This is a genomic window from Streptomyces sp. NPDC058308 (genome assembly GCF_042880275.1).
GTDB lineage: Bacteria > Actinomycetota > Actinomycetes > Streptomycetales > Streptomycetaceae > Streptomyces.
Map to the genome: position 1 here is coordinate 196,985 of NZ_JBHVZA010000012.1, position 24,023 is coordinate 221,007.

The following is a 24,023-nucleotide window of genomic DNA, read 5'->3' on the forward strand; positions in this document are numbered from 1 at the left end:
AGGGTCTGAGTCCGTCGGCCCCGGAGTGCGCGCCATGCGCTCCGGGGCCGACGGGCATTCCACGTCCGGGCGAGCACGTCCGGACGTATTCCAGCAGGCAAAAGGCAGGAATCAGCTATGCGACAGGTCACGCGCAAAGGCCTGATCACCGTGGCGGCCGCGACCGGCGTTCTCGCCGCGACCGGGGGTTACGCACACGCGGACTCGGGGGCCAACGGCAGCAGTTCGGACTCACCCGGCGTGCTGTCGGGCAACTCCGTCCAGCTTCCCGTTGACGCTCCGGTCAATGTGTGCGGCAACACCGTCAACGTGGTCGGGGTCCTCAACCCGGCGTCGGGCAACCACTGTGCCAACCCCTCCCGCGGAGGCGGCGGTTCGCACAAGCCGTCCGGCGGCGGGGCCAAGGCGGGCGGACACAGCAGCGACTCGCCCGGTGTCGGGTCCGGCAACAACGTGCAGTTGCCGGTCGACGCCCCGGTGAACGTCTGCGGCAACAGCGTCACCATCGGCGGCCTCGGCAACACCGCCGTGGGCAACGAATGCGCCAACGAATCCGGCTCCACGGTCACCCCGCCGGGCGGCGAGAAGCCTCCGACGGGCCCCGGGCACCCGGGCGAGCCGGGACACCCGGGGCATCCGGGCGAGCCGGGGCATCCGGGACACCCGGGCGAGCCGGGGCATCCGGGCAAACCCGGTGAACCGGGTGAGCCTGGTCACCCCGGCAAGCCGCACACCCCGGGCCGGCCGGGCGGCGCTGAGGACCGCGTCATCCCGAACCACCCGGGCACGCAGCAGCTGACGCCGTCCGAGGGCATCTCGCGGCTCGTGCCGCCGGAAGCGATCTCGCGGCTCGCCCCGTCGGAGGGGACCGCGCAGCTGGCGTCGACGGGCAGCGAGCTGCCGCTCGGTCTCGCGCTGCCGGTGGGCGCGGGCGCGCTGCTCGCGGGCACCGTGCTCTACCGGAGGGCCCGGGCGAACGCCTGACCCGCAGCGTCCGAGCATGCCGAACGGAGCGGGCCCCGCCGTCGCGGGGCCCGCTCCGTTTCCCGTTCCCGGCCCGCCGCACGGCACCGTGCGGGGGTCACCAGGTGGCCTGTACCTGGCGGATGATCCTCCGTTTCAGCCGCACCCTGCGACTGCCGTCGGGGTGCAGTCTCAGGCGGTCCAACTCCCAGTGTCCGTACTCAGCGTGGTCCGTCAGCAGGCGTGTGGCTTCCTTGCGGGTGACCCCGCGCGGTACATACACGTCGACAAATTCGTATTCCGGCATCGCATCTATTGTGCGGGCATGGGCCCGGTACGGATAGCGTCTGCACTATGTCTGATGCTGCGCAGCCCACCGCTGCCGAGGTACGCGCCGCCGCCGAGGCGGTCAAGACCGCGCTCGACCGCCACCTGGCCGCGGTCGAACGCAGGTCGGGCGAGGATGACCCTGCCGTCTACGAAGCGTTCAACGAACTGGCCGCCGCGGCCGAGGAGTACGACGAACTCCTCTACGACCGCTACGACGAGGTCACCCCCTTCGAGATTCCCGGCACGGAGGAGGCACTGCCGCCGTACCAGGGCCCGGAGGAGGCGAGCGCGCTGAGCGTGCTGATCCGCCGCGACTACACCGTGGCGGAGCCGCAGCGGCTGATCGTCCAGGCCCAGCGGGTCGCCGACCTCGACAGCGGCGGGAGGGGCACCGGCGGCTCGGCCGACACCGTGCACAGCGCGCTCGGCGTCCTCTTCGGAGAGTTCGAACCGGACGAAATCTCCTCCCGGCACAAGGAGTTCGGCCTGGAGGAGGGCGATTCCACGCTCTGGGTCACCGCGGTCGACACCCCCGCCGAGCCGGGGGAGTGGCTCGACGCCCCCTTCGACCAGGCGGACCCGCACCGGGTGGTGTGCCGGTTCGACGTCAGCGTGGTCTTCGACGACGAACTGGATGACGACGCACTGGACGGCCTCGACACGGACGTCGACATCGACCCGGATGTGGCGGTGCCCCTCGACGAGGCGGTGCCCCTCGACGAGATCGACGTCGACTCCGACCTGGACTCCGACGACGTCGACGCCGCCGACGCCCGGGGCATCGGCGACGCGCACCGAGCGGGCGAGGTGAACGGAGAGGGGCGTGTCCGCAGAGCCGGCCGCTGAGGGCTGCCCGCACGCCGCCGACACCACACGCCGCTGCGCCACACGCCGCCGACTCCACACGGCTCCTGCGCTCGCCGTTCCCGCGCTCGCCGCTCCTTCGGGGCGGCGAGCGCACTCACGACAGGCTCTCAGCCCGTCGCCGCCGGCACCTGCGGGCGCAGCAGCGTCTGCAGGCGCGTCGTACGGTCCTTCCAGAGGCGCTCCGCCACCGCGCGCGGCAGCGCCTGCTCCACGCCCTGCACGACCGACAGATGCCGCTCCCCGCGGGTGAACGCCGTATAGACCCACGGCCGGGTCAGCGCCTGCGCCGCGTCGCCCGGCAGCACCACGACCACCGCGGGCCAGCGCAGCCCCGCCGCCTGGTGCGCGGTGAGCGCCCACGCGTGCCGCACCTCCCGCTCGACCCGTTCCTTGGGTACGACGACGGGGGCGCCGTCGCACTCCAGGTGCAGTCCCTCCGCGTCGGCGCGCACCACACGGCCGAGCGTCGTGCGGCCCGCGGCCGGGGCGTGGGCGACCCGGTCGGCGGGGTCGAACCCGCCGAACCGGCCGGGGCCCGGATTCAGCCGTTCCTTCAGCGCGGTGTTGAGCGCGCGGGTGCCCGCCGCACCGCCGTGTCCCGGCGTGATGACCTGGGTCTGCTCGGCGGGCACCCCGATCGCCCGCGGCACCGAGTCGGCGACGAGCTGCACGGTGCGGTGGATCGCCTCGGCGGCGTCGCGCACCGGGACGAGGACGACCTCCTTGCCGGGCGCCTCGACCTGGTTCAGCTCGCCGATGCCGATGCCGGACGTCAGCTCCCCGATGGGGCCCGGGTCCGGGGTGCGCGAGACGATCTGCGGGCAGCAGCGTGCGGCGACGAGATCGGCGAAGACCCGGCCGGGGCCCGCGGACCACAGCACGCCGGGGTCGCCGCTGAGCACCAGGCGGACGCCGTCCGGCAGGGACTCGACGAGCATCGCCGCGCTCTCCACGTCCAGCTGCGGCGCGTCCAGGACGACCAGGAGGTCGAGGGCGAGCGCGCCGTCCGCGTCGCGCCCGGGGCCCTCGGCCCCGGACAGCAGGCCCGCCACGGTCACCGCGGTGCCGTCCTCCGTGGCGCCGTCCGCGCCGCCGGCCGCCCGCGTGAGGCGGCGGCGTCCGTCGGCGCTGTGGGCGGCGGCACAGACCCGCAGGCCCAGTGCCGATGCCGCGGCGACGAGGGCGGCGGGCTCGGCGCGGGCCTCCTCGCCGCCGGAGTGGAGCACGAGGCCGTGGCCCGCGACGGCGCGGATCAGCTCGGCCGTGGACCCCGACGCCCGCGCGGCGGCGGCCTCCCAGCCGTCGGCCGCCGAGTCCGGCCCTTCCTCCTTGGGCCGCGAGTTGATCACCCGGGCGAGGCCGTCGGCGAGGCTCTCCTCCGCGAGTGCGTACCGCTCTAGACCGATCAGGATCCGGACCGGGCGCTCGGGCTCGTCGGCCGCGTCCCCCTCGCCCTCCCGGGCGCCTTCGTCGGAGCGCTGGACGGGCACCTCCGCGCCTTCGACGGCGTCCTGGAAGACCAGGGCGTCCCCCTCGGCGATCGCGCTCTGCACGGCCGCGTCCGGATCCGGCACCGCGCGCTGCCCGAGGGCGGCGCTCAGCGCGGCGGCGTCGAGCGCGGTGTGCCCTGCGAGGGCGGCCTGTTCCAGGAGCCATACGGTGACCGCGCGGCCCCTGCGCTCGTCGTCGGGTCCGCACTCCGGGCCGAGCAGGGCCCGCGCGAACCCGTCGGCCTGCTCGGGCCGCACGCCCGCGACGCGCAGCAACTGCCAGGGGTCCGCGCGCAGTTGTTCCTCGGCGCCGTCGCCGAGCGCGGTGGCCGTCGGCTCGGCGAGCGCGGCCGGTGCGCCGCCCTCGGCCAGCACGGCGCCGACCGCTTCGAGGGTCTGCGCCCCGGGTGCCTGCACCGCCGCGGGCTGCTGCGGGCGCACCGGCTCGGGGGCGTGGGACGGCGCGGTCCTGCGCGGTGCGGGCGCCGGCTCCCGGAAGGCGCTCGCGACGGGCTTCTCGCCGCTCTCCACGGCGCGCACGGCGGCGAGCAGGTCGGCGGCGGTGCCGCTCAGCTTCGTCCCGGCCGCGATCGGCCCTTCCTTCGACGCCTTCCGCTGCTCGATGCGCTCCCGCAGCTCCCGCTGTGCGGCGATCTCGGCCTCGGTCTCGGACAGCTCGGTGCTCTCGCCCTTGGTCTCGCCCGCGTCCGTGCCCTCGCCGGTGCCCTCGGCAGCGGCACCACCCTCCGGTGCCTCCGGCGCGGCGTCCTGCGCGCCGGGCGACTCCGTCTGTTCCGCGGCAGCGGCCCCGGGGTCCTCCGCGGCGGCGGGTTCCGTACTCACAGCGTGCTCCAGTCGTGATCGGGATAGCGGTGCACGGGCGCCGACACATCGTCGAGCGCCTGGCAGATCTCGTCAGGAAGACTAAGGGTCTCCACTGACAATGCGGCCGTGAGCTGCTGCGCGTTGCGCGCGCCGACGAGGGGGGCCGTCACTCCGGGGCGGTCCCGCACCCAGGCAAGGGCGACCTGGAGCGGGGTGGCCGCGAGCCCGTCGGCGGCCGTCGCGAGGGCGTCGACGATGCGGTTCGCGGCGTCGTCGAGGTAGGGCGCGACGAAGGGCGCCAGCTGGTCGGAGCCGCCGCGCGAGTCTGCGGGGGTGGCGTGCCGGTACTTCCCGGTGAGCACGCCGCGGCCGAGCGGCGAGGAGGGCAGCAGTCCCACGCCCAGGTCGACGGCGGCGGGCAGCACCTCCCGTTCGACGCCGCGCTGCAGCAGGGAGTACTCCATCTGCGTACTGGCCAGGCGGGTGCGGGTGCCCGGCTGGGCGAGCTGCCAGGTGGCGGCCTTGGCGAGCTGCCAGCCGCAGAAGTTGGAGACTCCCGCATAGCGGGCCCGCCCGCTGCTGACGGCTATGTCGAGGGCCTGCAGGGTCTCTTCGAGGGGCGTGGCCGGGTCGAAGGCGTGCACCTGCCACAGGTCCACGTGGTCCGTACCGAGGCGGACGAGTGAGGCGTCGAGCGCGGCGAGCAGATGGCCCCGGGAGCCGTCGAAGCGCCGCCCGGGGTCCGGCACGCTGCCCGCCTTGGTCGCGATGACCAGGTCGCGCCGGGGCACCAGCCGCTCGATCAGGCGCCCGAGCAGGTACTCGGCCTCCCCGTCGCCGTACACGTCAGCCGTGTCGACGAGGGTGCCGCCCGCCTCCCAGAACACCTTCAACAGCTCGGCGGCGTCGTTCTCCTCGGTGTGTCCCCAGGTGAGGGTGCCGAGTCCGATGCGGGACACGCGCAGGCCGGTCCGGCCGAGATGCCTCTGCTCCATGGGCGCTGAGATTACTGGCCGGGCCCCCGCGGCGGGCGGGCCTGTGGACAAACCAGGGATTGTGGAGAACCGGGCCACCCGTCCCCTGCACCACTGACGGATCGCGCACCGCGCGCTACAGTCCCCGGCACAGGGACGTTACTCATGAGTACAGAGGTAAGGGGATCGGTCATGCAGCTCGGGATCAACCTCGGCTACTGGGGCGCCGGGATGGACGCGGACAATCTCGCCGTCGCCAAGGAGGCCGACAAGCTGGGCTATGCGGTCTGCTGGGCCGCCGAGGCGTACGGCTCGGACGCCGCGACGGTGCTGTCCTGGGTGGCGGCGCAGACCGAACGTATCGACATCGGATCCGCGATCTTCCAGATCCCGGCCAGGCAGCCCGCGATGACCGCCATGACGGCCGCCACCCTCGACTCGCTCTCCGGCGGCCGCTTCCGTCTGGGCCTCGGCGTCTCGGGTCCCCAGGTCTCCGAGGGCTGGTACGGCGTCAAGTTCGACAAGCCGCTGGCCCGCACGCGGGAGTACGTCGAGATCGTCCGCAAGGCCATGACCCGTGAGCGCCTGTCCTACGAGGGCGAGCACTGGACGCTGCCGCTGCCCGGCGGCCCCGGCAAGCCCATCAAGCTGACCGTCCACCCGCAGCGCGAGCACATCCCGTTGTACGTCGCCGCGATCGGCCCCAGGAACCTGGAGCAGACCGGCGAGATCGCCGACGGCGCCCTGCTGATCTTCCCGGCCGCCGAGCACCTGGAGGACACCGCGGTGCGGCACCTGCGCGCCGGGCGCGAGAAGGCCGGCAAGACGATGGAGGGCTTCGACATCGTCCCGACCCTGCCGCTGGCCGTCGGCGAGGACGCGCAGGTGGACGCGCTCGCCGACATGTTCCGGCCGTACACCGCGCTGTACGTGGGCGGCATGGGCAGCCGCAAGCAGAACTTCTACAACCAGCTCGCGCAGCGCATGGGGTACGAGAAGGAGGCCGCCGAGATCCAGGACAAGTATCTGGGCGGCGACAAGGACGCAGCGGCCGCCGCCGTACCGCGGCAGCTGATCGACTCGACCACGCTGCTCGGTTCCGTGGACCGGATCGCCGACCGGATGCAGGCCTACGCCGCGGCCGGTGTCACCACGCTCACGCTGGCCCCCGCGGGCTTCACTCTGGAGGAGCGGCTCACCGCGCTGCGCGCCGGTACCGAGGCCCTGGAGCGCGCCGGTCTCGCCTGAAAACCTTCTGACGAGGCTGGGGGGCAGGAGGAGAAGTCCGCGGCCGTGGTGGGGGCTCGGGGGGTCTTCCCCGCCACGGCCGTCACGGGGAACAACGCACCACAGGGCCCGCGGTTACGGCCCGGTGGCGGCGGCATGTCCTCCGTTCGGCGGAGTGGGTCCGTACAGCTGTTGCCCGATGGGGAACCTCGCATTTGAGTAAGTCTGCGGAGGTTCGCGCACAGGGCATGGAGGTCCAGTGAAGCTGTCGGCCAGAGGCGTCTTCGGGGAGATCCTCGACAACGACGAGTCGTTCCGGCTCTTCTGCTCCATCGCCGCCGCCGGCGAGGCCCAGGGCGGCTGGGAGAACGGCCGCATCGCCGCCCTCGTCCCGGCGGGCGAGCGCGCCCTCGCCCCCAAGATCGCCCGGCACGGCGCCGACGAGGACAAACACGGCAGGATCTTCGAAGCGCTCATGAAGAAGCGCGGCCTGCGGCCCGTCGACGTCCCGTACGACACCGACTACACGATGCTCCTGGAGAAGCACGGCATCGGCCTCGCGCACCACCGGCTGAAGGCCGACGAGCCGCTCACCGTGCGGGACATCGTCACGTATCTCTCGCACAGCAGAGTCACCGAGCAGCGCGCGTCCGAGCAGATGCGGCTGCTCCTCAAGTACTTCGCCGACCACCCGGACATCGGCCGGGCGGTGCGGATGATCTCCCACGACGAGGACAACCACCTGGCGTACTGCCACGAGGAGTTGCTGCGGTTCGCGTACGCCGGGTACGGCCGCGCCATCCAGCACACCCTGCGCGAGTGCGCGCTCGCCGAGATCCGGATCTACCGCGACGTGAGCCTCGCCGTGATGGACCGGATGGGGCGCGTCCTCGGCTGGCCCCACGCCAAGCGGCAGCTGCTCGCCGCGGGCATCCACGCCGTGTACGGCTACGAGCGGGCCGGCGGCTGGCGGCGGATGGTCTCCCTGAAGATGCCCGAACGGCGCGACGCTCTGGGCGGTACCGCGACGCCGGCCCCCGAGTTCGCCTGACACCGGGGCGGGGCGCTACAGCCAGCCGCGCCGCTTGAACATCCGGTACAGGACGACCTCCAGGGCGACCATCACAAGGATCACGGCCGGGTACGTCCACGCCCAGTGCAGCTCGGGCATGTGGTCGAAGTTCATGCCGTAGATGCCCGCGATCATCGTGGGGACCGCGGCCATCGCCGCCCACGCCGAGATCTTCCGCATGTCGTCGTTCTGCCGCACGCTCATCTGCGCCAGGTGCGCGGACAGGATGTCCGACACCAGCCGGTCAAGGCCCTCCACGGACTCGTTGACGCGCGTCAGGTGGTCGTTGACATCCCGGAAGAAGGGCTGCGCCGTCTCGTCCACGAACGGCACGGACGGGGCGAAGGGGCCCGCTCCGGAGAGGCGTGCCACGGGCAGGGCCAGCGGCCCTGTCGCCCGGCGGAACTCGAGGATCTGCCGCTTGAAGGTGTAGATCCGCGACGCCGTGTTCCGGGAGCCGCTGCCGCCCTCCGGCGAGAAGACCTCCGCCTCCAGGACCTCCAGGTCGGCCTGCAGCTCGTCGGCGACCTCCAGATAGTGGTCCACGGAGGCGTCGGCGATCGAGTACAGGACACTCGTCGGGCCGTGCTTGAGGACGTTCGGGTCGGCCTCCAGGCGGTGGCGCACGACACCGAGCGGCGCACCCTCGCCGTGGCGGACGGTCACCACGAACGAGTCGCCCATGAAGATCATGACCTCGCCGGAGGACACGGTGTCGCTGTCCGGCTCGTACACGACCGGCTTGAGGACCATGAACAGCGAGTCGTCGTAGACCTCCAGCTTGGGCCGCTGGTGGGCCTTGAGGGCGTCCTCCACGGCCAGCGGGTGCAGCCCGAACTCCTGGCTGACCTTGTCGAACTCCTCCTCGGTCGGTTCGTGCAGACCGATCCACACGAACGCCTCGCCCGACGCCCTCGCCTGGTCGAGGGCGTCGGAGAAGTCCTCGGGGCCCTCGGTGCGGCGCCCCTCACGGTAGATGGCACAGTCGACGATCACACCGCGCATTCTTCCCAGCCCACCCCGGTACTGCACCCCCTGGGCCGCTTAGGCTGAGCCGCATGCCCACGCTGATCCTCGTCCGGCACGGACGCTCCACGGCCAACACCGCAGGCCTGCTCGCCGGGTGGACCCCCGGTGTGGCCCTCGACGAGCGGGGCGCCGCGCAGGCCGCCGCGCTGTCAGGACGGCTCCGCGCGCTGCCCCTCGCCGAGGTCGTCACGAGCCCCCTGCAGCGCTGCCAGGAGACCGTGGCGCCGCTGCTCGCCGCCCGCCCCGGCCTCCAGGCGCACACGGAGGACCGCATCGGGGAGTGCGACTACGGCGACTGGTCGGGCCGCAAGCTCGCGGAACTCACCGACGAGCCGCTGATGGAGGTCGTCCAGCAGCACCCGTCCGCCGCCGCGTTCCCCGGCGGCGAGTCCATGCGGGCCATGCAGACACGGGCCGCCGAGGCGGTCCGCGAGTGGAACGCGCGCGTGGCGCGCGAACACGGCGAGGACGCCGTGTACCTGATGTGCTCGCACGGCGACATCATCAAGTCCCTTGTCGCGGAGGCCATCGGGCTCCACCTCGACCTCTTCCAGCGCATCTCCGTAGAGCCCTGTTCCGTGACCGCCATCCGCTACACCCGGCTGCGCCCCTTCCTCGTCCGGCTCGGGGACACCGGTGACTTCGCCTCGCTGGCGCCGCGCGAGGAGCCGCCGAGCGGCGACGCCACGGTGGGAGGCGGTGTGGGCGCACCGTGATCGACACCCGCAGTAGGGTGAGGCGGGCCGAAGCTGCCCCCGCAGCCCGTCCATAGCCGTTCAGCCGTATTTGCAGTCGATCAATGGAGACAGGACGTGTCCCGTCAGGTGTTCCTCTACGACCCGCCGGAGCGTTTCGTCGCGGGAACGGTCGGGCTCCCCGGACGTCGTACCTTCTTCCTGCAGGCCTCCGCGGGGGTCAGGGTGACCAGCGTCGCCCTGGAGAAGACCCAGGTGGCCGCGTTGGCCGAGCGCATGGAGGAGCTCCTCGACGAGGTCGTACGCCGCAGCGGGGGCAGCGCCCCCGTGCCGGCCGTCGTCCCCGCCGAGATCACCGACAGCGCGCCCCTCGCCTCACCCGTCGAGGAGGAGTTCCGTGTCGGCACGATGGCGCTCGCCTGGGACGGCGACGAGGAGCGGATGATCGTCGAGGCGCAGGCGCTCGTCGAGCTGGACGCCGACTCCGACGACGACCTGGCCGCTGCTGAGGAAAGGCTCCTGCAGGACGAGGAGAACGGCCCGCCGATGCTCCGCGTCCGGCTCACCGGCACGCAGGCCCGCGCCTTCGCCAAGCGCGCCCTCGACGTCGTCAACGCGGGCCGCCCGCCGTGCCCGCTGTGCAGCCTCCCGCTCGACCCGGAAGGACACGTATGCCCGCGCCAGAACGGATACCGGCGGGACGCGTGAGCGCCGACCCCGTCGCCCTCCTCACCCACGGGGAGCTGACCGTGCGCGGGCGGATCCGCGAGGCCTCGAACGCGGTGCTCTACTGCACGCTCGCGTACGAGGGCCAGGAGGCCGCCTGCGTCTACAAGCCGGTCGCCGGGGAGCGCCCGCTGTGGGACTTCCCCGACGGCACGCTCGCCCAGCGCGAGGTCGCCGCGTACGAGGTGTCGCTGGCCACCGGCTGGGACCTGGTGCCGCCGACCGTGCTGCGGGAGGGGCCGCACGGCGAAGGCATGTGCCAGCTGTGGATCGAGGACCAGGACGAGACGGAACTGCTCGCCCTGGTCGACGGCGACGAACCGGCCGAGGGGTGGAAAGCGGTCGGTTTCGCGCAGGTCGACGAGGAACGGACGGCGCTCCTCGTGCACGCGGACGACGTCCGGCTACGGCGGCTCGCCGTCCTCGACGCGGTGATCAACAACAGCGACCGCAAGGGCGGCCATCTGCTGGTCACCGGCGGCCGCCTCTACGGCATCGACCACGGAGTCACCTTCCACGCCGAGAACAAGCTGCGCACCCTGCTGTGGGGGTGGGCGGGGGACCCCCTGACGGACGAGGCCGTCGAGGTCCTGCAGACCCTGCGGGACGGCCTGAAGGAGGGGGCCGCGCTGGCCGAGCGCCTTGCCGTGCTGATCACCGCCGCGGAGACCGAGGCGCTGCGCGGGCGGGTCGCGGCGCTGCTGCGGTCGGGGCGCCACCCGCAACCGACGAGGGACTGGCCGCCGATTCCCTGGCCGCCGGTATAGCCCGCAGGGGCCCGCGCGCCCGGCCCGGCCCGGCGGGAGTGACGAACCGGCCACCGTTTCGTTGATCCCCACTCGTATACGGACGGCCCGTCCGGTTAGGCTCAGAGCATGCATGCCTGGCCCGCTTCTGAGGTCCCCGCCCTTCCTGGCAAGGGCCGCGACCTCCGGATCCACGACACCGCGACCGGTGGCCTCGTCACCGTTGCCCCCGGTCCCGTCGCCCGTATCTACGTCTGCGGCATCACTCCGTACGACGCCACCCACATGGGACACGCGGCGACCTACAACGCGTTCGACCTCGTGCAGCGCGTGTGGCTCGACACCAAGCGGCAGGTTCACTACGTCCAGAACGTGACCGACGTGGACGACCCGCTCCTGGAACGCGCCACCCGCGACGGCAAGGACTGGGTCGAGCTCGCCGAGGGCGAGACCGCCCTGTTCCGCGAGGACATGACCGCCCTGCGACTGCTCCCGCCGCAGCACTACATCGGAGCAGTCGAGTCGATACCCGGCATCGTGCCGCTCGTCGAACGCCTCCGGGACATGGGCGCCGCCTATGAGCTGGAGGGCGACGTCTACTTCTCCGTCGAGTCCGACCCCCACTTCGGTGAGGTCTCCGGCCTCGACGCCGCCGCGATGAAGCTGCTCTCCGCCGAGCGCGGCGGCGACCCGGACCGCCCGGGCAAGAAGGACCCGCTCGACCCGATGCTGTGGATGGCCGCCCGTGAGGGCGAGCCGAGCTGGGACGGTGCCTCGCTCGGCCGCGGCCGCCCCGGCTGGCACATCGAGTGCGTGGCCATCGCCCTCGACCACCTGGGCATGGGCTTCGACGTGCAGGGCGGCGGGTCCGACCTCGCCTTCCCGCACCACGAGATGGGTGCCTCGCACGCGCAGGCCCTGACCGGTGAGTTCCCCTTCGCCAAGGCGTACGTCCACGCCGGCATGGTCGCCCTCGACGGCGCGAAGATGTCCAAGTCCAAGGGCAACCTCGTCTTCGTCTCGGCGCTGCGGCGCGACGGGGTCGACCCGGCCGCCATCCGCCTCTCCCTCCTCGCGCACCACTACCGCGCGGACTGGGAGTGGACGGACGCGGTTCTGGAGGAGGCCGTCGAGCGGCTCGGCCGGTGGCGTGCGGCCGTGTCCCGTCCCGACGGGCCCGGTGCGGAGGCGCTCGTGGAGGAGATCCGCGACGCGCTCGCGAACGACCTGGACGCGCCGTCGGCCCTCGCGGCCGTCGACCGGTGGGCCGCGCGCCAGGCTGCCGAGGGCGGTACGGACGAGGGTGCGCCCGGTGTCGTATCCCGTGCCGTGGACGCGCTTCTTGGCGTGGCCCTGTAGCGCTCGTCCTCGCTGAGGTACATCGCCCTTCGGGCTCGTCCTCAAGCGCCGGACGGGCTTGAACCCGAATGGGCCGCTCCGGAAGTCCAGGAGCGGCCCATCAAAGTCCATGGCCCCGGGGCCCGTTGACGCGCTAGACCTCCGCCATGAGATCTCCCACGCGCTTCAGATCGGTGGCGGCCGCCGCCCTCCTGGGCCTGCTCGCGGCCTTCGCGGGCCCCGGCAGCGGTTCCGCGCAGGCCGCCGGCGAACCCGCGACCACCGTCGGCGACGTCACCGGATTCGCCCACGAGGGGCCCGTCTACCGCCTGTCCGCGGGCGAGGCCGAGGCCCGCGTCAGCTTCGTGTCGGCCGAGACGTTCCGGCTCGAACTCGCGCCCGACGGGAAGTTCACCGACCCGACGGGCAAGGACATCGTCCTGCCGCAGGGCAAGGCGCCGCGCACCAAGTGGGCGGACAAGGGCGACCGTTACGAGCTGAGCACCGCCGAGGTGACGCTGCGCGCCTACAAGTCGCCGCTGCGCTTCGCCCTGTACCGCGCCGACGGCAGCCGGGTGTGGGCCGAGTCCAAGGGCCTTTCCTGGACGAAGGACGCCACCACGCAGAGCCTGGCGCGCGGCGCCGACGAGCAGTTCTACGGCGCCGGAATGCAGAACGGCCGCGGCAACACCTCGCACCGCGGCAAGAAGGTCGAGGTCGGCGTCGACTACGAATGGGACGACGGCGGCCACCCCAACTCCGTCCCGTTCTACCTCTCTTCGGCCGGATACGGCGTCTTCCGCAACACCTACGCCCCCAACACCTACGACTTCGCCGAGCCGGTGACCGCCACCGCGAAGGAACAGCGCTTCGACGCCTACTACTTCGCGGGGCGCAGCGACGACGCGGCCAAGGACGTCATCGGGCAGTACACGAAACTCACCGGGAAGCCCTTCATGCCGCCGGTCTACGGCATGGAGATCGGCGACGCCGACTGCTACCTCCACAACGCCAACCGCGGCGAGCGCCACACCCTGGACTCCCTGAAGGTCGCCGACGGCTACGTCGAGCACGACATGCCCAACGGCTGGATGCTCGTCAACGACGGCTACGGCTGCGGCTACGAGAACCTCTCCGAGACCTCCAAGGGCCTCGCCGAGCGCAAGATGAAGACGGGCCTGTGGACCGAGGACGGGCTCGACAAGATCGCCGAGCAGGTCAGGGCGGGCCAGCGCGTCGCCAAGCTCGACGTCGCCTGGGTCGGCGACGGCTACAAGAAGGCGCTCGACGGCTGCAAGGACGCGTACCACGGCATCGAGGACAACAGCGACGCCCGCGGCTTCACCTGGGCCCCCGAGAGCTGGTCCGGCGCGCAGCGCTGCGGCGTGCAGTGGTCGGGCGACCAGAGCGGCAGCTGGGAGTACATCCGCTGGCAGATCCCGACATACGCCGGGTCCACCATGTCCGGCATGGCGTACACCACCGGTGACGTCGACGGCATCTTCGGCGGCAGCCCCAAGACGTACGTACGCGATCTGCAGTGGAAGATGTTCCTGCCCGTCACGATGACGATGGACGGCTGGGCCGCCAGCGACAAGCAGCCCTTCCGGCAGGGGGAGCCCTACACCTCCATCAACCGCAAGTACCTCAAGCTGCACGAGTCGCTGCTGCCCTACCTCTACTCGTACGCCCACGAGGCGGCGGAGACCGGTGTGGGCGCTGTCCGTCCGCTGGCCCTGGAGTACCCCCATGACCCCAAGGCCGCGACCGACGCCGCCAAGTACGAGTTCCTGACCGGCGAGGACTTCCTCGTCGCGCCCGTCTACCAGGACACCGCCACGCGCGACGGCATCTACCTGCCCAAGGGCACCTGGACCGACTACTGGACCGGCCGGACCTATCAGGGGCCGACGACGATCGACGGATACAGCGCGCCGCTCGACACGCTGCCCCTCTTCGTCAAGGGCGGCGCCAGCGTGCCGATGTGGCCCGGCGGCATCCGCTCCTACCAGGACCGGACGGCGGACTCCCCGCTCGCCTGGGACATCTACCCGCAGGGCAGGTCCTCCTTCGAGCTGTACGAGGACGACGGCGTGACCCGGCAGCACCGCGGGGGAAAGTACGCGACGCAGCGCGCGGACGTGCGGGCGCCGCGCTCCGGCGCGGGTGACGTGAGCGTGCGGGTCGGCGCGAGCAGGGGAGAGTTCACGGGGAAGCAGAGCAGCCGGCCCTACGCGTTCACGCTGCACACCGGCGACGCGCCGAGCCGGGTCGCGCTCGACGGGCACCGGCTGCCGCGGCTCGCCTCGCGCAGCGCGTACGACAGCGCCCGGCAGGGCTGGTTCTACGACCGGGACGACCGGGGCGGCGTCGTGAAGGTGAAGACGGCCGCCCTGCGCACCGACCGCTCCTTCGAGCTGACGCTCGACGACACCAGCGCCGTCGGCGGCGCGGTGCCTGGCGCGAACGCCGTGGTCAGCGTCCCGGCAGGCCAGGAGCTCGGCGCGGGCACGCCCGGCAAGGTCGCCGTGGACGTCACGGCGGGCACGAAGGACGCCACCGGCGTCGACGTCACGCTCGACGCGCCGAAGGGCTGGACCGTCACCGCCGCCGAGGCCGGCCGGATCCCGGCGGGCGCCACGCGCCGCGTCGAACTCGCCGTCACCCCGGCCAAGGACGCCGAGCCCGGCGACCTGTCGCTCACCGCGAGCGCCCGCTACCGCTCGGCGGGCCAGGAACGCACCGCCACCGGGCGGTTCTCGCTCGGCGTGATGCCCGAGGCGCCGGACAAGGACACCTGGGCGAGCGACATGACGTGGCTGAAGTCCACCAACGGCTACGGGCCCGCCGAACGCGACCGCAGCAACGGCGAGTCGGGCGCGGGTGACGGCCGGACGCTGACCCTCGCCGGGACGACGTACGAGAAGGGGATCGGCACGCACGCCGACTCCGTCATCGAGGTCTACCCGGGCGGCCGCTGTTCGAAGTTCACCGCGGACGCGGGCATCGACGACGAGATCAACGGCTACGGAGAGGTGGCCTTCTCGGTCGAGGCCGACGGCAAGGTGCTGTGGACCTCGCCGAAGGTGACGGGCGCCTCGGCGACCGTCCCGGTCGACGTCGACGTGCGCGGCGCCCGGCACGTGCAGCTGAAGGTGACCGACACCAACGGCTCCAGGAGCGGGGACCACGCCGACTGGGCCGCGGCCCGGTTCACCTGCGCGCGGCCGGCCGGGTAGTCGGTCGGAGACAGGAGAGCGGCGCCGGGCGGGAAGGTCTCCGCCCGGCGCCGCCGTACGGTCACGCGAGACGCGTGACGCTCGCGCGGGTCACTTGGTGATCACGATGGCCAGCAGGTAGTCGGGGTTGTTGCCGTCGTAGTACCCGATCACCTGCTGTCCGTAGGCGAACGCCTCCTGGACCTGGTCGTGGCTCTGGGGCCCGGGGTCGATGTACGCACGCCAGGCGTTGGCGATGTACAGGTAGAGGATGGACGCCTGGCCCGGGAGCGGCTGGACGACGTCCCAGAACGCCGTCGCGACGTTGGACTGGATGGCCTGGGTCGAGATCTCCGGCGCCTGCGCCTGCGGGATCTGTCCCTGCGGCTGCTGCGCCTGGGACATCTGCTCCTGGCCCTGGCCGAACTGCTGGAGCAGGTGCTGGAACGGCTGCTGCCGGCCGAGCTGACCGAGCTGCTGGCGCAGCTGCGGCGGCACCTGCTGCATGCCCTGCTGGCTCTGCTGGCCCTGGATTCCCTGCTGGGGACCGGACTGCTGCTGGCCGAAGGGCTGTTGCTGGTACTGCTGCTGCGGCGGGGCCGTGGTCGGGCTCTGCTGCTGGCCGGACTGCTGCTGGCCGTACTGCTGGCCGAACGGCTGGTCGTACTGCTGGGGCCCGTACTGCCGCTCTTGTTGCTGGCCCAACTGACTCATCTGCGGGGTGGTGCTCATGCGTGTGCCACCTTCCCTCAATGGTTGTGGTCCTTCAGCGGTGCTGGAGTGCGGGAATGTTCATCGATCGGACGTGCTGTCGTGCCGCTTCCGGGTCAGCCCGTGATGACCAGGCCGACGATCTCGTCGTCCGAGAACCAGACGCGGACGTCCGGACGGCCCCCCGCGAAGGCGGCGTGCACCGCCTGCCGCGTCTCGGGGGAGGGGTTGGCGAGGTTGCGCCACTCCCCGGCCACGAACAGCCGCAGCCTCGGGGGGAGTTCCGGCGGATACGGGAGGAGCTCGTCCCAGTACCGTTCGGCCTGCCCCGAACCCACCGCGGACGGCAGCAGGTGCGTGACCGCGGCCTTGACGTCGGGGCGGTTGCCGATCCGCTGCGAGGCGGGCCTGCCCGGGGCGTCCTGCTGCGGCGAACCCGTGCGGCGCAGCACCTCGCGGGCCCGGTCCGGGGCCATCGGGGGCCGGCCCGCCGCCTTCAGCATGCCCTGCAGTGCGGCCAGGGCGCCGACGACGATCGGTGACGCGGAGGACGTGCCGGAGAACGTGTCCGTGTACCAGGCGAGCTCCTCCGCGCCGCCCTGCAGATCGCCGGGCTCGTTCCAGGAGCCGCCGGTCGTGGTGGTCTCGCGGCCCCAGCCCTGCGCGTCCACGCGGGCGCCGTAGTTGGAGAACGCCAGGCGCGAGCGGTCGGGGCCGTGGTCGCGGCCGTGGGTGCCGGGCGGGGGCGCGCCCGCGCCGACCACTACCGCGCCGGAGGAGCGGTTGCCCGGGTTGAAGGGGTTGCGCCACCAGGACGGGAAGCCGTCGGGGCGCCGCTCGTAGACCGCGTCGTCCAGGGACTCGGCGCCGTTGCCCGCCGCGCCCACGACGAGCACGCCCTTCGCGGTGGCGTACCGGACCGCGGCGTAGTCGTCGGGCCACCATTCGATGGCGATGTAGCCCTTCTGGTCGTCCCGCGCCTCGAAGTCGAACTTCGGCCCCGGGCGGTGCAGTTCGAGCAGGATGATGTCACCGCGGTTCAGCCGCTCGGCCGCGGCGAGGATGGTGGCCGCCGTGCCGAGGGGCTGGAACGAGGCGAGGGCCGTCACGGCCTCCGGCGCGATGCCGGTGATGCCGAGGCTGTTGCGGTCGCCGCCGATGACGCCGATCACCGAGGTGCCGTGGTTGCGCCAGGCCAGGTCCTCGATGGGGCTGCCGACGATGACGCCCGCGAGCTTCGCGGCGAGGTCCTCGTGGCGCAGCTGCCAGGCGCCCTCCACGTCGACGACGGTGACGCCCTCGCCGGAGCCGCCCAGGCGCTGCCACGCCCAGCGTGCGCCGATGCCCTCGGGCGCCGGGTCCAAGTACCCCTGGCGGCTGGTGAAGTCGGGCGTGACGGGCATGCCCTCCTTGCGGCGCCCGGCCGATTCGTCGAGGTCCTGCGGCCGGGTCGGCGAGGGGTCGATGGAGGCCGGTACGGCGCCCGGCTTGACGTACGCCGTGTCGATGCCGGGCAGCGCCGCCATTCGCGAGCGCAGCTCCTCGGACCGGTCCTCGCCGCCGCGGACGCGGTAGAAGAGGGCCAGGTCGGGCATGTCCTCCTCGCCCGCCGCCGCGGGCGCGGCGGCCCGCAGCCGCTCTTCGTTGCCGAAGAGGGGCTCCAGGGTGAGCTGTTCGTCGGACAGGAACATGTTCAGGGCCGACACGTCGGCGCCGGAGGCCGAGCGGACGTCCTGCTCGCCGGCGCGGAGCCGGGCCTCGGGCCGGGCGACGACGATCAGTTCCTGCTCGGCTCCTCGGTAGGTGAATCCCATTCCGTCGGGGCCGGGCCCGCTCGCTCCTGGGTCCCGTGCCGGGTCTGCCTGCTCGGTCATCGCTTCACCGCTCCCTTCCATCCTTCGGGTGCCGTGCTGCCGTACTGCCGTGCTGTGCGCTCGGCGAGGTCTTCGGGGCACACCCTGCTACGGGCAGACCGAGCCGTCCACCCCACTTTTGCGCAATAGAGTTTGAAGAGAAGTTGAAGAGGGAACCCCGTGCAAATCGGCCATGAACGTCATGAAGGGGCGGCACCCGTGCGGGTGCCGCCCCTTCATGACGTTCGACGCGATGTGCCGCGATGTGGTGGAGACGCGGAGGAAAGCCTCAGTCGTCCGACGAATCGGACTCCGACGAGCCTGACTCCGACGAATCGGACGGGCTGCCGGAGTCGTCGCTGTCGCTCTCGCCCTCCGTGCCCTGCCCGGGCCGCTGCGTGGGCTTCGGCTTCGGGGGCCGGGTGCGGTCGCTCGGGGTGTCCCGCAGGTACGCCCCTCCCTCGCCCCCGTCGCGGCGGCGCAGATACCGCTCGAACTCGCGGGCGATGGCCTCGCCCGACGCCTCCGGGAGCTCCGCGGTGTCCCGGGCCTCCTCCAACGACTGGACGTACTCCGCGACCTCGCTGTCCTCGGCCGCCAGCTGGTCCACGCCCACCTGCCAGGCCCGCGCGTCCTCGGTCAGCTCGCCCAGCGGGATCCGCAGGCCGATCAGGTCTTCCAGGCGGTTGAGGAGTGCCAGCGTGGCCTTCGGGTTGGGCGGCTGCGACACGTAGTGCGGAACGGCCGCCCAGAGGCTGACGGCGGGCACGCCCGCGTGCGTGCACGCCTCCTGGAGAATGCCGACGATGCCGGTCGGGCCCTCGTACTTGGTCTCCTCCAGGTCCATGGTGCGCGCCAGGTCCGGGTCGGAGGTCACGCCGCTGACCGGAACCGGGCGGGTGTGCGGGGTGTCGCCGAGCAGCGCACCCATGATCACCACCAGCTCGACGCCCAGCTCGTGCGCGAAGCCCAGGATCTCGTTGCAGAACGACCGCCAGCGCATGGACGGCTCGATGCCCCGGACCAGAACCAGGTCGCGGGGCTTGTCGCCGCCGACGCGCACCACCGAGAGCCGGGTCGTGGGCCACGTGATCTTCCGCACCCCGCCGTCCAGCCAGACCGTCGGGCGGTTGACCTGGAAGTCGTAGTAGTCCTCGGCGTCCAGCGCCGCGAACACCTCGCCCTTCCACTCCTTGTCGAGATGCGCGACCGCGGCGGAGGCGGCGTCGCCGGCGTCGTTCCAGCCCTCGAACGCGGCCACCATGACCGGGTCGACCAGCTCGGGAACCCCCTCGAGCTCGATCACCCAGGCCTCCTTTTCGACGTTCCCTTGCTTACCCCCCAACCTTACGGCGTCGGCGGGGTCCGTCCGCAGCCCCCTTGCACGGGGAATGCAGTGATCACTGCCCACGCTCGGGGCCGGGAAACGGCGGCTTCGCGCCGGGTGGCGCGGCGCCTTCACGCAGGGGAGCGGAGTGATCTCACAGCGTCGAACGCAGCCACTGCTCGACGCTCGCGATGTGCACCGTCGCCCACGACCTGGCTGCCTCCGCGTCGCGGTCGCGCAGCGCGGTGAGGATCGCCCGGTGCTCGTGCAGTGTGCGGCTGACGGCGTCCTCCTGGGTCAGGCCGCGCCAGACGCGGGCCCGCGTGGTGGGTCCGGACAGGCCATCCAGCAGGGAGCACAGGACGGAGTTGCCGGACGACTGGACGATGCCGCGGTGGAACTCCAGGTCGCAGGCGACCAGCTCCTCCACGGACGGTGCGTCGCCCAGCGCGTCCAACTGCTCGGTCAGCACGTCCAGTTCGCCGTCGGAGATGTGGGCGCAGGCCATCGCGGTGGCGGCCGGTTCCAGGATGCGGCGCACGGCGAGGAACTCCAGGACCGTGTCGTCGCGGTGGAAGTCGACGACGAAGCTCAGCGCCTCAAGGAGGAGTTGGGGGTCCAGGCTCGTGACGTACGTGCCGTCGCCCTGGCGCACGTCGAGGATGCGGATCAGTGCCAGGGCGCGCACCGCCTCGCGCAGGGAGTTGCGCGAAAGGCCCAGTTCGGCGGCGAGTTCGCTCTCCTTGGGCAGCCGGTCGCCGGGGCGCAGGGCACCCGAGACGATCATGCCTTTGATCTTCTCGATGGCCTCGTCGGTGACAGCCATGGGGACCTCGCCTCGCCAGTCGAAAGTGTCAGAAAGACATCCGATGTATCAGGCGATTATGGCCCGCGGTCCGGCAGTCCTGCACGGGAGTACGGAGATCCGCCTCTTTCGGTGAGGGCAGGTCCCGGGGCGTCAGCCGAAGCGTTCGATCCTGATCCGGTCCACCGGCTGGCCGCCGCTCACCAGCAGTCGCGAGGCGTGCTCCGCGAAGCCGTTGGAGCCGCAGATGTATGCCTCCCAGCCGCCCTCGGGCCGTCCGGCCGCGGCAAGGAGACCGGCCAAGTGCCCCGCGTTCAGGCGGCCTTCGGAACGGGTCAGGACGACGGTGGTCTCGTCGGCGTACTCGTGCGCGTAGATGAGGTCCTCGGGAGTGCGCGCCGACACGATCAGACGCAGCGGCACGTCCAGTCCCGCGAGGCGGCGGTGGCGGACCATCGACATCAGCGGCACCACGCCCGAGCCGGCCCCGAGCAGCAGCGCGGGACGGTCGCCGGGCCAGGCGAAGAAGCCGGCCAGCGGCCCCCGCACCTCGACGGTGTCACCGACGCGCGCCACGGTGTGCAGGTGGCCCGACACCTCACCGCCCGGCACATGGTCCAGGGTCAGCTCGATCTCACCGCTGCCGTCGGGCGCGGACGCGATCGAGTAGTGCCGCTGGGCGACATAGCCGTCCTCGGCGGTCAGCCGCAGCATCAGGTGCTGTCCCGGAACGTGCCCCTCCCACTCGGGCACCTTCAGCCGGAACGTCGAGACGAGCGGGGTCTCGCGGCGGATCTCCACGACGGTCGCCCGCTGCCACACGGCCGCCGAGCGACTGCTCACGTCGATGCGGCCGGGTACGGCGAACGCCGTCGGCGGCACGAACGGCGCCGCCTCGGGGGTGTACGAGGGTTCAGTCACCGCGGTAGCGCTCCTCTGCCCACGGGTCGCCCCGGTGGTGGTAGCCGTTCTGCTCCCAGAAGCCCGGCTCGTCGCGGTCGGTGAGCCGCAGCCCCGCCACCCACTTGGCGCTCTTCCAGAAGTAGAGATGGGGGACGATGAGGCGGGCGGGACCGCCGTGCTCGGGAGGCAGCGGCGCGTCGCCGTACTCCCACACGATCCACGCCCTGCCCTCGCTCACGTCGGCCAGCGGGAGGTTCGAGGTGTAGCCGGTGTGGGAGTACGCGATGACGTGCGTCGCCCCGGGCAGCGGGCGGGCCACCGCCAGGAACGAGTCCAGGCTCACCCCGCCGAACCGCACCCCGAACTTGGACCAGCTCGTCACGCAGTGGATGTCGCCCCGGTACTCGGCGGCGGGCAGCGCGTGCGCCTCGTCCCAGGTCCAGGTCCGCGGGGCCGCGACGAGCCCGTCGACCCGGAACGTCCAGTCGGCGGCGGCCAGTTGCGGGGTCACCTCGGCGGACAGGACGGGCCAGGTGTCGCCCGCGTCGTACTGTCCCGGCGGCAGCCGCGGGTCGCGGTCGGCGGCGCGGGCGCGGCCGGTGAAGCCGCGGGTCGGTTCGAAGTCGGTGCCCGGGGTCATACCGCGCTCGTCTCCCGCTCGGCGGCCGCGGTCAGCTCCCGCAACACGGCGGGCTCGTCGAGGGTCAGCAGGGCGCGGTCGCGCATCAGGACGCGGCCGTCCACCACGGTGTCGCGGACGTCGGCGGCCGACGCCGCGTACGCGAGCGTCGACCACGGGTCGTGCCGGGGCGCCAGGTGCGGCCGCGCCAGATCGAGGACGATCAGATCGGCGCGCTTGCCCGCCTCCAGCGAACCCAGCTGGTCGCCGAGGCCGAGGGACCGCGCCGCCTCGACGGTCGCCATCCGCACGGCCTGCTCGGCGCCGACCGCCGTCGGGTCGCCGCCCGCCTTGTGCACGAGCGCGGCGACCCGCACCGCGCCCAGCAGATCCAGCGTGTTGGAGCTCACGGCGCCGTCCGTGCCGAGGCCGACCGTGACACCCGCCGCCAGGAGCTCGGGCACGCGCGCGATGCCGCAGCCCAGCTTCAGGTTCGACACCGGGCAGTGCGCGACCCCCGTACCCGTGCGGGCCAGCGTCGCGATCTCCGCGTCGGTCAGGTCCACGGCGTGCGCGAGGAGCGTGTCGGGGCCGAGCACGCCGAGCGAGTCGAGCAGTTCCACCGGCCGCATGCCGTGCTGCTCGGTGACGACTCCCACCTCGCCCGCGTTCTCCGCGGCGTGCAGGTGCAGCAGCGCGCCGTGCTCACGCGCGAGCGCGGCGATCGCCGTCAGCTGCCCGGGGTCCAGCGTGTATGCGGAGTGCGCGAAGACGACCGGGCGCGTACCCGGCGCCCCCTTGCGGGAGGTGAGGTACCGCGTCGCCCAGCCGAGCCGCTCGGCGTAGGGGCGGCCGTCCGGCGGGACCGGCACGTCCATGAACGTCGGGCCGCTGAGCAGCCGCCACCCGGCCTCGCGGGCCACGTCCTCGGCCGCCTCGTGGAACCAGTACATGTCGAGCGCGGTCGTGACTCCGCCGCGCACGGACTCGGCGATGGCGCCCCGGATGCCCGCCGTCACCGTCTCGGGCGAGAGCAGCTCGGCCTCGCGCGGTATCACGCGGGCCAGGAACCCCTGCAGCGTCACGTCGTCGGCGATGCCGCGCAGCAGCGTCATCGCGAGATGGGTGTGCGTGTTGATCAGGCCCGGCAGCACGAGGCAGCCGCGCGCGTCGATCTCCTGCGCCGCCTCGTACGAGGTGCGCAGCCGCTCCGCGGACCCCACCTCGACCACCCGGCCCCCGCGGACGGCGACCGCGCCGTCCGCCACGACGGTGCCCGCGGCGTCGACGGTCAGTACGTCCCCGCCGTGCACCAGCAGGTCAATGGGGCCGCCGCGGTCCTGGACCGGCAGGTCAGTGGCATGCATCGGGGTCGCGCTCTCCCTGGTCTTCCGTCGTTCGGTGCTCGTCGTTCGGTTGCTCGTCGTTCGGTTGCTCGTCGTTCAGCGCTCGTCGGTCAGTGCTCGGCCGCGGCCAGCAGACGCAGCGCGTCCAAGGCTATCCGGGCGCCCCGCTCCACCCCGAGGGCGACCACGTCGCGGTGCGGGTCGTAGCCGCCGGTGGCGTCCTTGTCGACCAGCTCGTCGGCGTTCGCGCCGTCCACGACCAGGGCCCCGCCCGCGGTCAGACCGTGCGTGGCGGCGAAGACGAGCAGCGCGGAGAGCTCCATCTCGATCGCGGCGATCCCGGCCCGCGCGTACGCCTCGCCGGGCAGCGGCAGGAAGCCCGGCTGGAACGCGGCCCGCGTCCACACCACACCGCGGTGGTGCGGGGCGCCGGCCGCCCGCGCCGCGCGCTGCAGCGCGAGAACCGCCTCCGGCGCGGAGAACGCCGGGTACTCGGCGGGGATCAACTGCTGGCTCACGCCGTCGTCGCGTACCGCCGCGTCCGCGATGACCAGATCGCCGTCGCGGATGCCGGGCCGGATCGCGCCCGCCGTGCCGAGCCGCAGAATCGTGGCGACGCCCGCCTCGGCGAGCTCCTGGAAGAGGAGCAGCGCGCCGGGGGCGCCGACGCCGTGCGAGGCGACGACGACCGGCGTGCCCCGCCAACTGCCCGTGAAGGTGCGGTACTCGCGGTGGTACGACACCTCCTTCGCGTCGGACAGGAGGTCGGCGACGGCGGACGCCCGCCCCGGGTCACCGACGACCACCGCGCGCGCGGGCAGGCCGGTGCGGGGGACTCGGGTGATGGGCAGCGCGTCGGAGGGTGACGTCAAGGGAGAACTCACGCGGGTGATCGTACGCAGCACCGGGCGCAGTAGGGGGCGGCCCCCTATGAGCACCGGCCACGGTAAGGGGCGGCC

General features: G+C 72.6%; 21 protein-coding genes. 9 read left to right on the forward strand and 12 right to left on the reverse strand.

What is annotated here, in order from left to right:
• Positions 1 to 117 precede the first annotated feature (117 nt).
• Entirely contained in the window at positions 118 to 984 is an 867-nt protein-coding gene (locus tag ACFVYL_RS18710) for a chaplin family protein (protein ID WP_389717220.1), read from the forward strand.
• A gap of 97 nt (positions 985 to 1,081) precedes the next feature.
• Here the strand turns inward: ACFVYL_RS18710 and ACFVYL_RS18715 are convergent, their stop codons facing one another.
• Positions 1,082 to 1,270, reverse strand: a complete 189-nt coding sequence (locus ACFVYL_RS18715) for a DUF5703 family protein (protein WP_389717222.1) — start codon at positions 1,268 to 1,270, stop codon at positions 1,082 to 1,084.
• Between the two features lie 47 nt (positions 1,271 to 1,317).
• On the opposite strand from ACFVYL_RS18715, the gene ACFVYL_RS18720 reads away from it, so the two are divergent.
• Positions 1,318 to 2,139 (forward strand): hypothetical protein, encoded by an 822-nt coding sequence (locus ACFVYL_RS18720; RefSeq protein WP_389717224.1) that lies wholly within the window; start codon positions 1,318 to 1,320, stop codon positions 2,137 to 2,139.
• 128 nt (positions 2,140 to 2,267) lie between these two features.
• Here the strand turns inward: ACFVYL_RS18720 and ACFVYL_RS18725 are convergent, their stop codons facing one another.
• Both ACFVYL_RS18725 and ACFVYL_RS18730 read right to left on the reverse strand, forming a co-directional pair.
• Entirely contained in the window at positions 2,268 to 4,493 is a 2,226-nt protein-coding gene (locus ACFVYL_RS18725) for a helix-hairpin-helix domain-containing protein (RefSeq protein WP_389717227.1), read from the reverse strand.
• Positions 4,490 to 5,470, reverse strand: a complete 981-nt coding sequence (locus ACFVYL_RS18730) for an aldo/keto reductase (RefSeq protein ID WP_389717230.1) — start codon at positions 5,468 to 5,470, stop codon at positions 4,490 to 4,492. The genes ACFVYL_RS18725 and ACFVYL_RS18730 overlap by 4 nt, the downstream gene beginning before the upstream one ends.
• A 171-nt stretch (positions 5,471 to 5,641) precedes the next feature.
• Here ACFVYL_RS18730 and ACFVYL_RS18735 point away from each other — a divergent pair, with 171 nt between their 5' ends.
• Both ACFVYL_RS18735 and ACFVYL_RS18740 read left to right on the forward strand, forming a co-directional pair.
• Positions 5,642 to 6,697, forward strand: a complete 1,056-nt coding sequence (locus ACFVYL_RS18735) for an LLM class F420-dependent oxidoreductase (protein WP_389717304.1) — start codon at positions 5,642 to 5,644, stop codon at positions 6,695 to 6,697.
• A gap of 238 nt (positions 6,698 to 6,935) precedes the next feature.
• Positions 6,936 to 7,727, forward strand: coding sequence for a ferritin-like domain-containing protein (locus ACFVYL_RS18740; RefSeq protein ID WP_389717232.1), 792 nt, complete (start codon positions 6,936 to 6,938; stop codon positions 7,725 to 7,727).
• Positions 7,728 to 7,742: 15 nt separating this feature from the next.
• Here ACFVYL_RS18740 and corA read toward each other — a convergent pair whose 3' ends face one another.
• Positions 7,743 to 8,744 (reverse strand): magnesium/cobalt transporter CorA, encoded by a 1,002-nt coding sequence (gene corA, locus ACFVYL_RS18745; RefSeq protein WP_389717235.1) that lies wholly within the window; start codon positions 8,742 to 8,744, stop codon positions 7,743 to 7,745.
• Between the two features lie 62 nt (positions 8,745 to 8,806).
• On the opposite strand from corA, the gene ACFVYL_RS18750 reads away from it, so the two are divergent.
• The 5 genes from ACFVYL_RS18750 (at position 8,807) to ACFVYL_RS18770 (ending at position 15,521) form a co-directional block, all read left to right on the forward strand.
• The gene (locus ACFVYL_RS18750) at positions 8,807 to 9,493 is read left to right on the forward strand and encodes a histidine phosphatase family protein (RefSeq protein WP_389717238.1); all 687 of its coding nucleotides are present in this window, start codon (positions 8,807 to 8,809) and stop codon (positions 9,491 to 9,493) included.
• A 96-nt stretch (positions 9,494 to 9,589) separates the two neighbouring features.
• Positions 9,590 to 10,180 carry a DUF3090 domain-containing protein gene (locus tag ACFVYL_RS18755; RefSeq protein ID WP_389717240.1) on the forward strand — a complete coding sequence of 197 codons (591 nt, stop codon included), beginning with the start codon at positions 9,590 to 9,592 and terminating at the stop codon, positions 10,178 to 10,180.
• Positions 10,144 to 10,965 (forward strand): SCO1664 family protein, encoded by an 822-nt coding sequence (locus ACFVYL_RS18760; protein WP_389717241.1) that lies wholly within the window; start codon positions 10,144 to 10,146, stop codon positions 10,963 to 10,965. Before ACFVYL_RS18755 ends, ACFVYL_RS18760 begins: the two co-directional genes overlap by 37 nt.
• Positions 10,966 to 11,073: 108 nt before the next feature.
• Positions 11,074 to 12,303, forward strand: a complete 1,230-nt coding sequence (mshC, locus tag ACFVYL_RS18765) for a cysteine--1-D-myo-inosityl 2-amino-2-deoxy-alpha-D-glucopyranoside ligase (RefSeq protein ID WP_389717243.1) — start codon at positions 11,074 to 11,076, stop codon at positions 12,301 to 12,303.
• A 146-nt stretch (positions 12,304 to 12,449) separates the two neighbouring features.
• Entirely contained in the window at positions 12,450 to 15,521 is a 3,072-nt protein-coding gene (locus tag ACFVYL_RS18770; RefSeq protein WP_389717245.1) for an NPCBM/NEW2 domain-containing protein, read from the forward strand.
• A 90-nt stretch (positions 15,522 to 15,611) separates the two neighbouring features.
• On the opposite strand, the gene ACFVYL_RS18775 is transcribed toward ACFVYL_RS18770, so the two are convergent.
• The 8 genes from ACFVYL_RS18775 to ACFVYL_RS18810 all read right to left on the reverse strand — a co-directional run bounded on the left by ACFVYL_RS18775 (position 15,612) and on the right by ACFVYL_RS18810 (position 23,948).
• On the reverse strand, positions 15,612 to 16,232 hold the full coding sequence (locus tag ACFVYL_RS18775) for a hypothetical protein (protein ID WP_389717248.1): 621 nt from the start codon (positions 16,230 to 16,232) through the stop codon (positions 15,612 to 15,614).
• A 95-nt stretch (positions 16,233 to 16,327) separates the two neighbouring features.
• Positions 16,328 to 18,085, reverse strand: a complete 1,758-nt coding sequence (locus tag ACFVYL_RS18780) for a S8 family peptidase (RefSeq protein WP_389717251.1) — start codon at positions 18,083 to 18,085, stop codon at positions 16,328 to 16,330.
• Positions 18,086 to 18,353: 268 nt separating this feature from the next.
• Positions 18,354 to 19,370 carry a PAC2 family protein gene (locus ACFVYL_RS18785; RefSeq protein ID WP_389717254.1) on the reverse strand — a complete coding sequence of 339 codons (1,017 nt, stop codon included), beginning with the start codon at positions 19,368 to 19,370 and terminating at the stop codon, positions 18,354 to 18,356.
• A gap of 175 nt (positions 19,371 to 19,545) precedes the next feature.
• Complete coding sequence (locus tag ACFVYL_RS18790; RefSeq protein WP_389717257.1) at positions 19,546 to 20,217, reverse strand: FadR/GntR family transcriptional regulator; 672 nt, start codon at positions 20,215 to 20,217, stop codon at positions 19,546 to 19,548.
• A 132-nt stretch (positions 20,218 to 20,349) separates the two neighbouring features.
• Positions 20,350 to 21,117, reverse strand: coding sequence for a ferredoxin reductase (locus ACFVYL_RS18795; RefSeq protein WP_389717259.1), 768 nt, complete (start codon positions 21,115 to 21,117; stop codon positions 20,350 to 20,352).
• A complete protein-coding gene (locus ACFVYL_RS18800) occupies positions 21,110 to 21,739 on the reverse strand; it encodes a sulfite oxidase-like oxidoreductase (protein ID WP_389717260.1) in 630 nt (209 codons plus the stop codon). Before ACFVYL_RS18800 ends, ACFVYL_RS18795 begins: the two co-directional genes overlap by 8 nt.
• A complete protein-coding gene (locus tag ACFVYL_RS18805) occupies positions 21,736 to 23,085 on the reverse strand; it encodes an amidohydrolase (RefSeq protein WP_389717262.1) in 1,350 nt (449 codons plus the stop codon). The genes ACFVYL_RS18800 and ACFVYL_RS18805 overlap by 4 nt, the downstream gene beginning before the upstream one ends.
• A gap of 89 nt (positions 23,086 to 23,174) precedes the next feature.
• Complete coding sequence (locus tag ACFVYL_RS18810) at positions 23,175 to 23,948, reverse strand: purine-nucleoside phosphorylase (protein ID WP_389717263.1); 774 nt, start codon at positions 23,946 to 23,948, stop codon at positions 23,175 to 23,177.
• Positions 23,949 to 24,023: the final 75 nt, after the last annotated feature.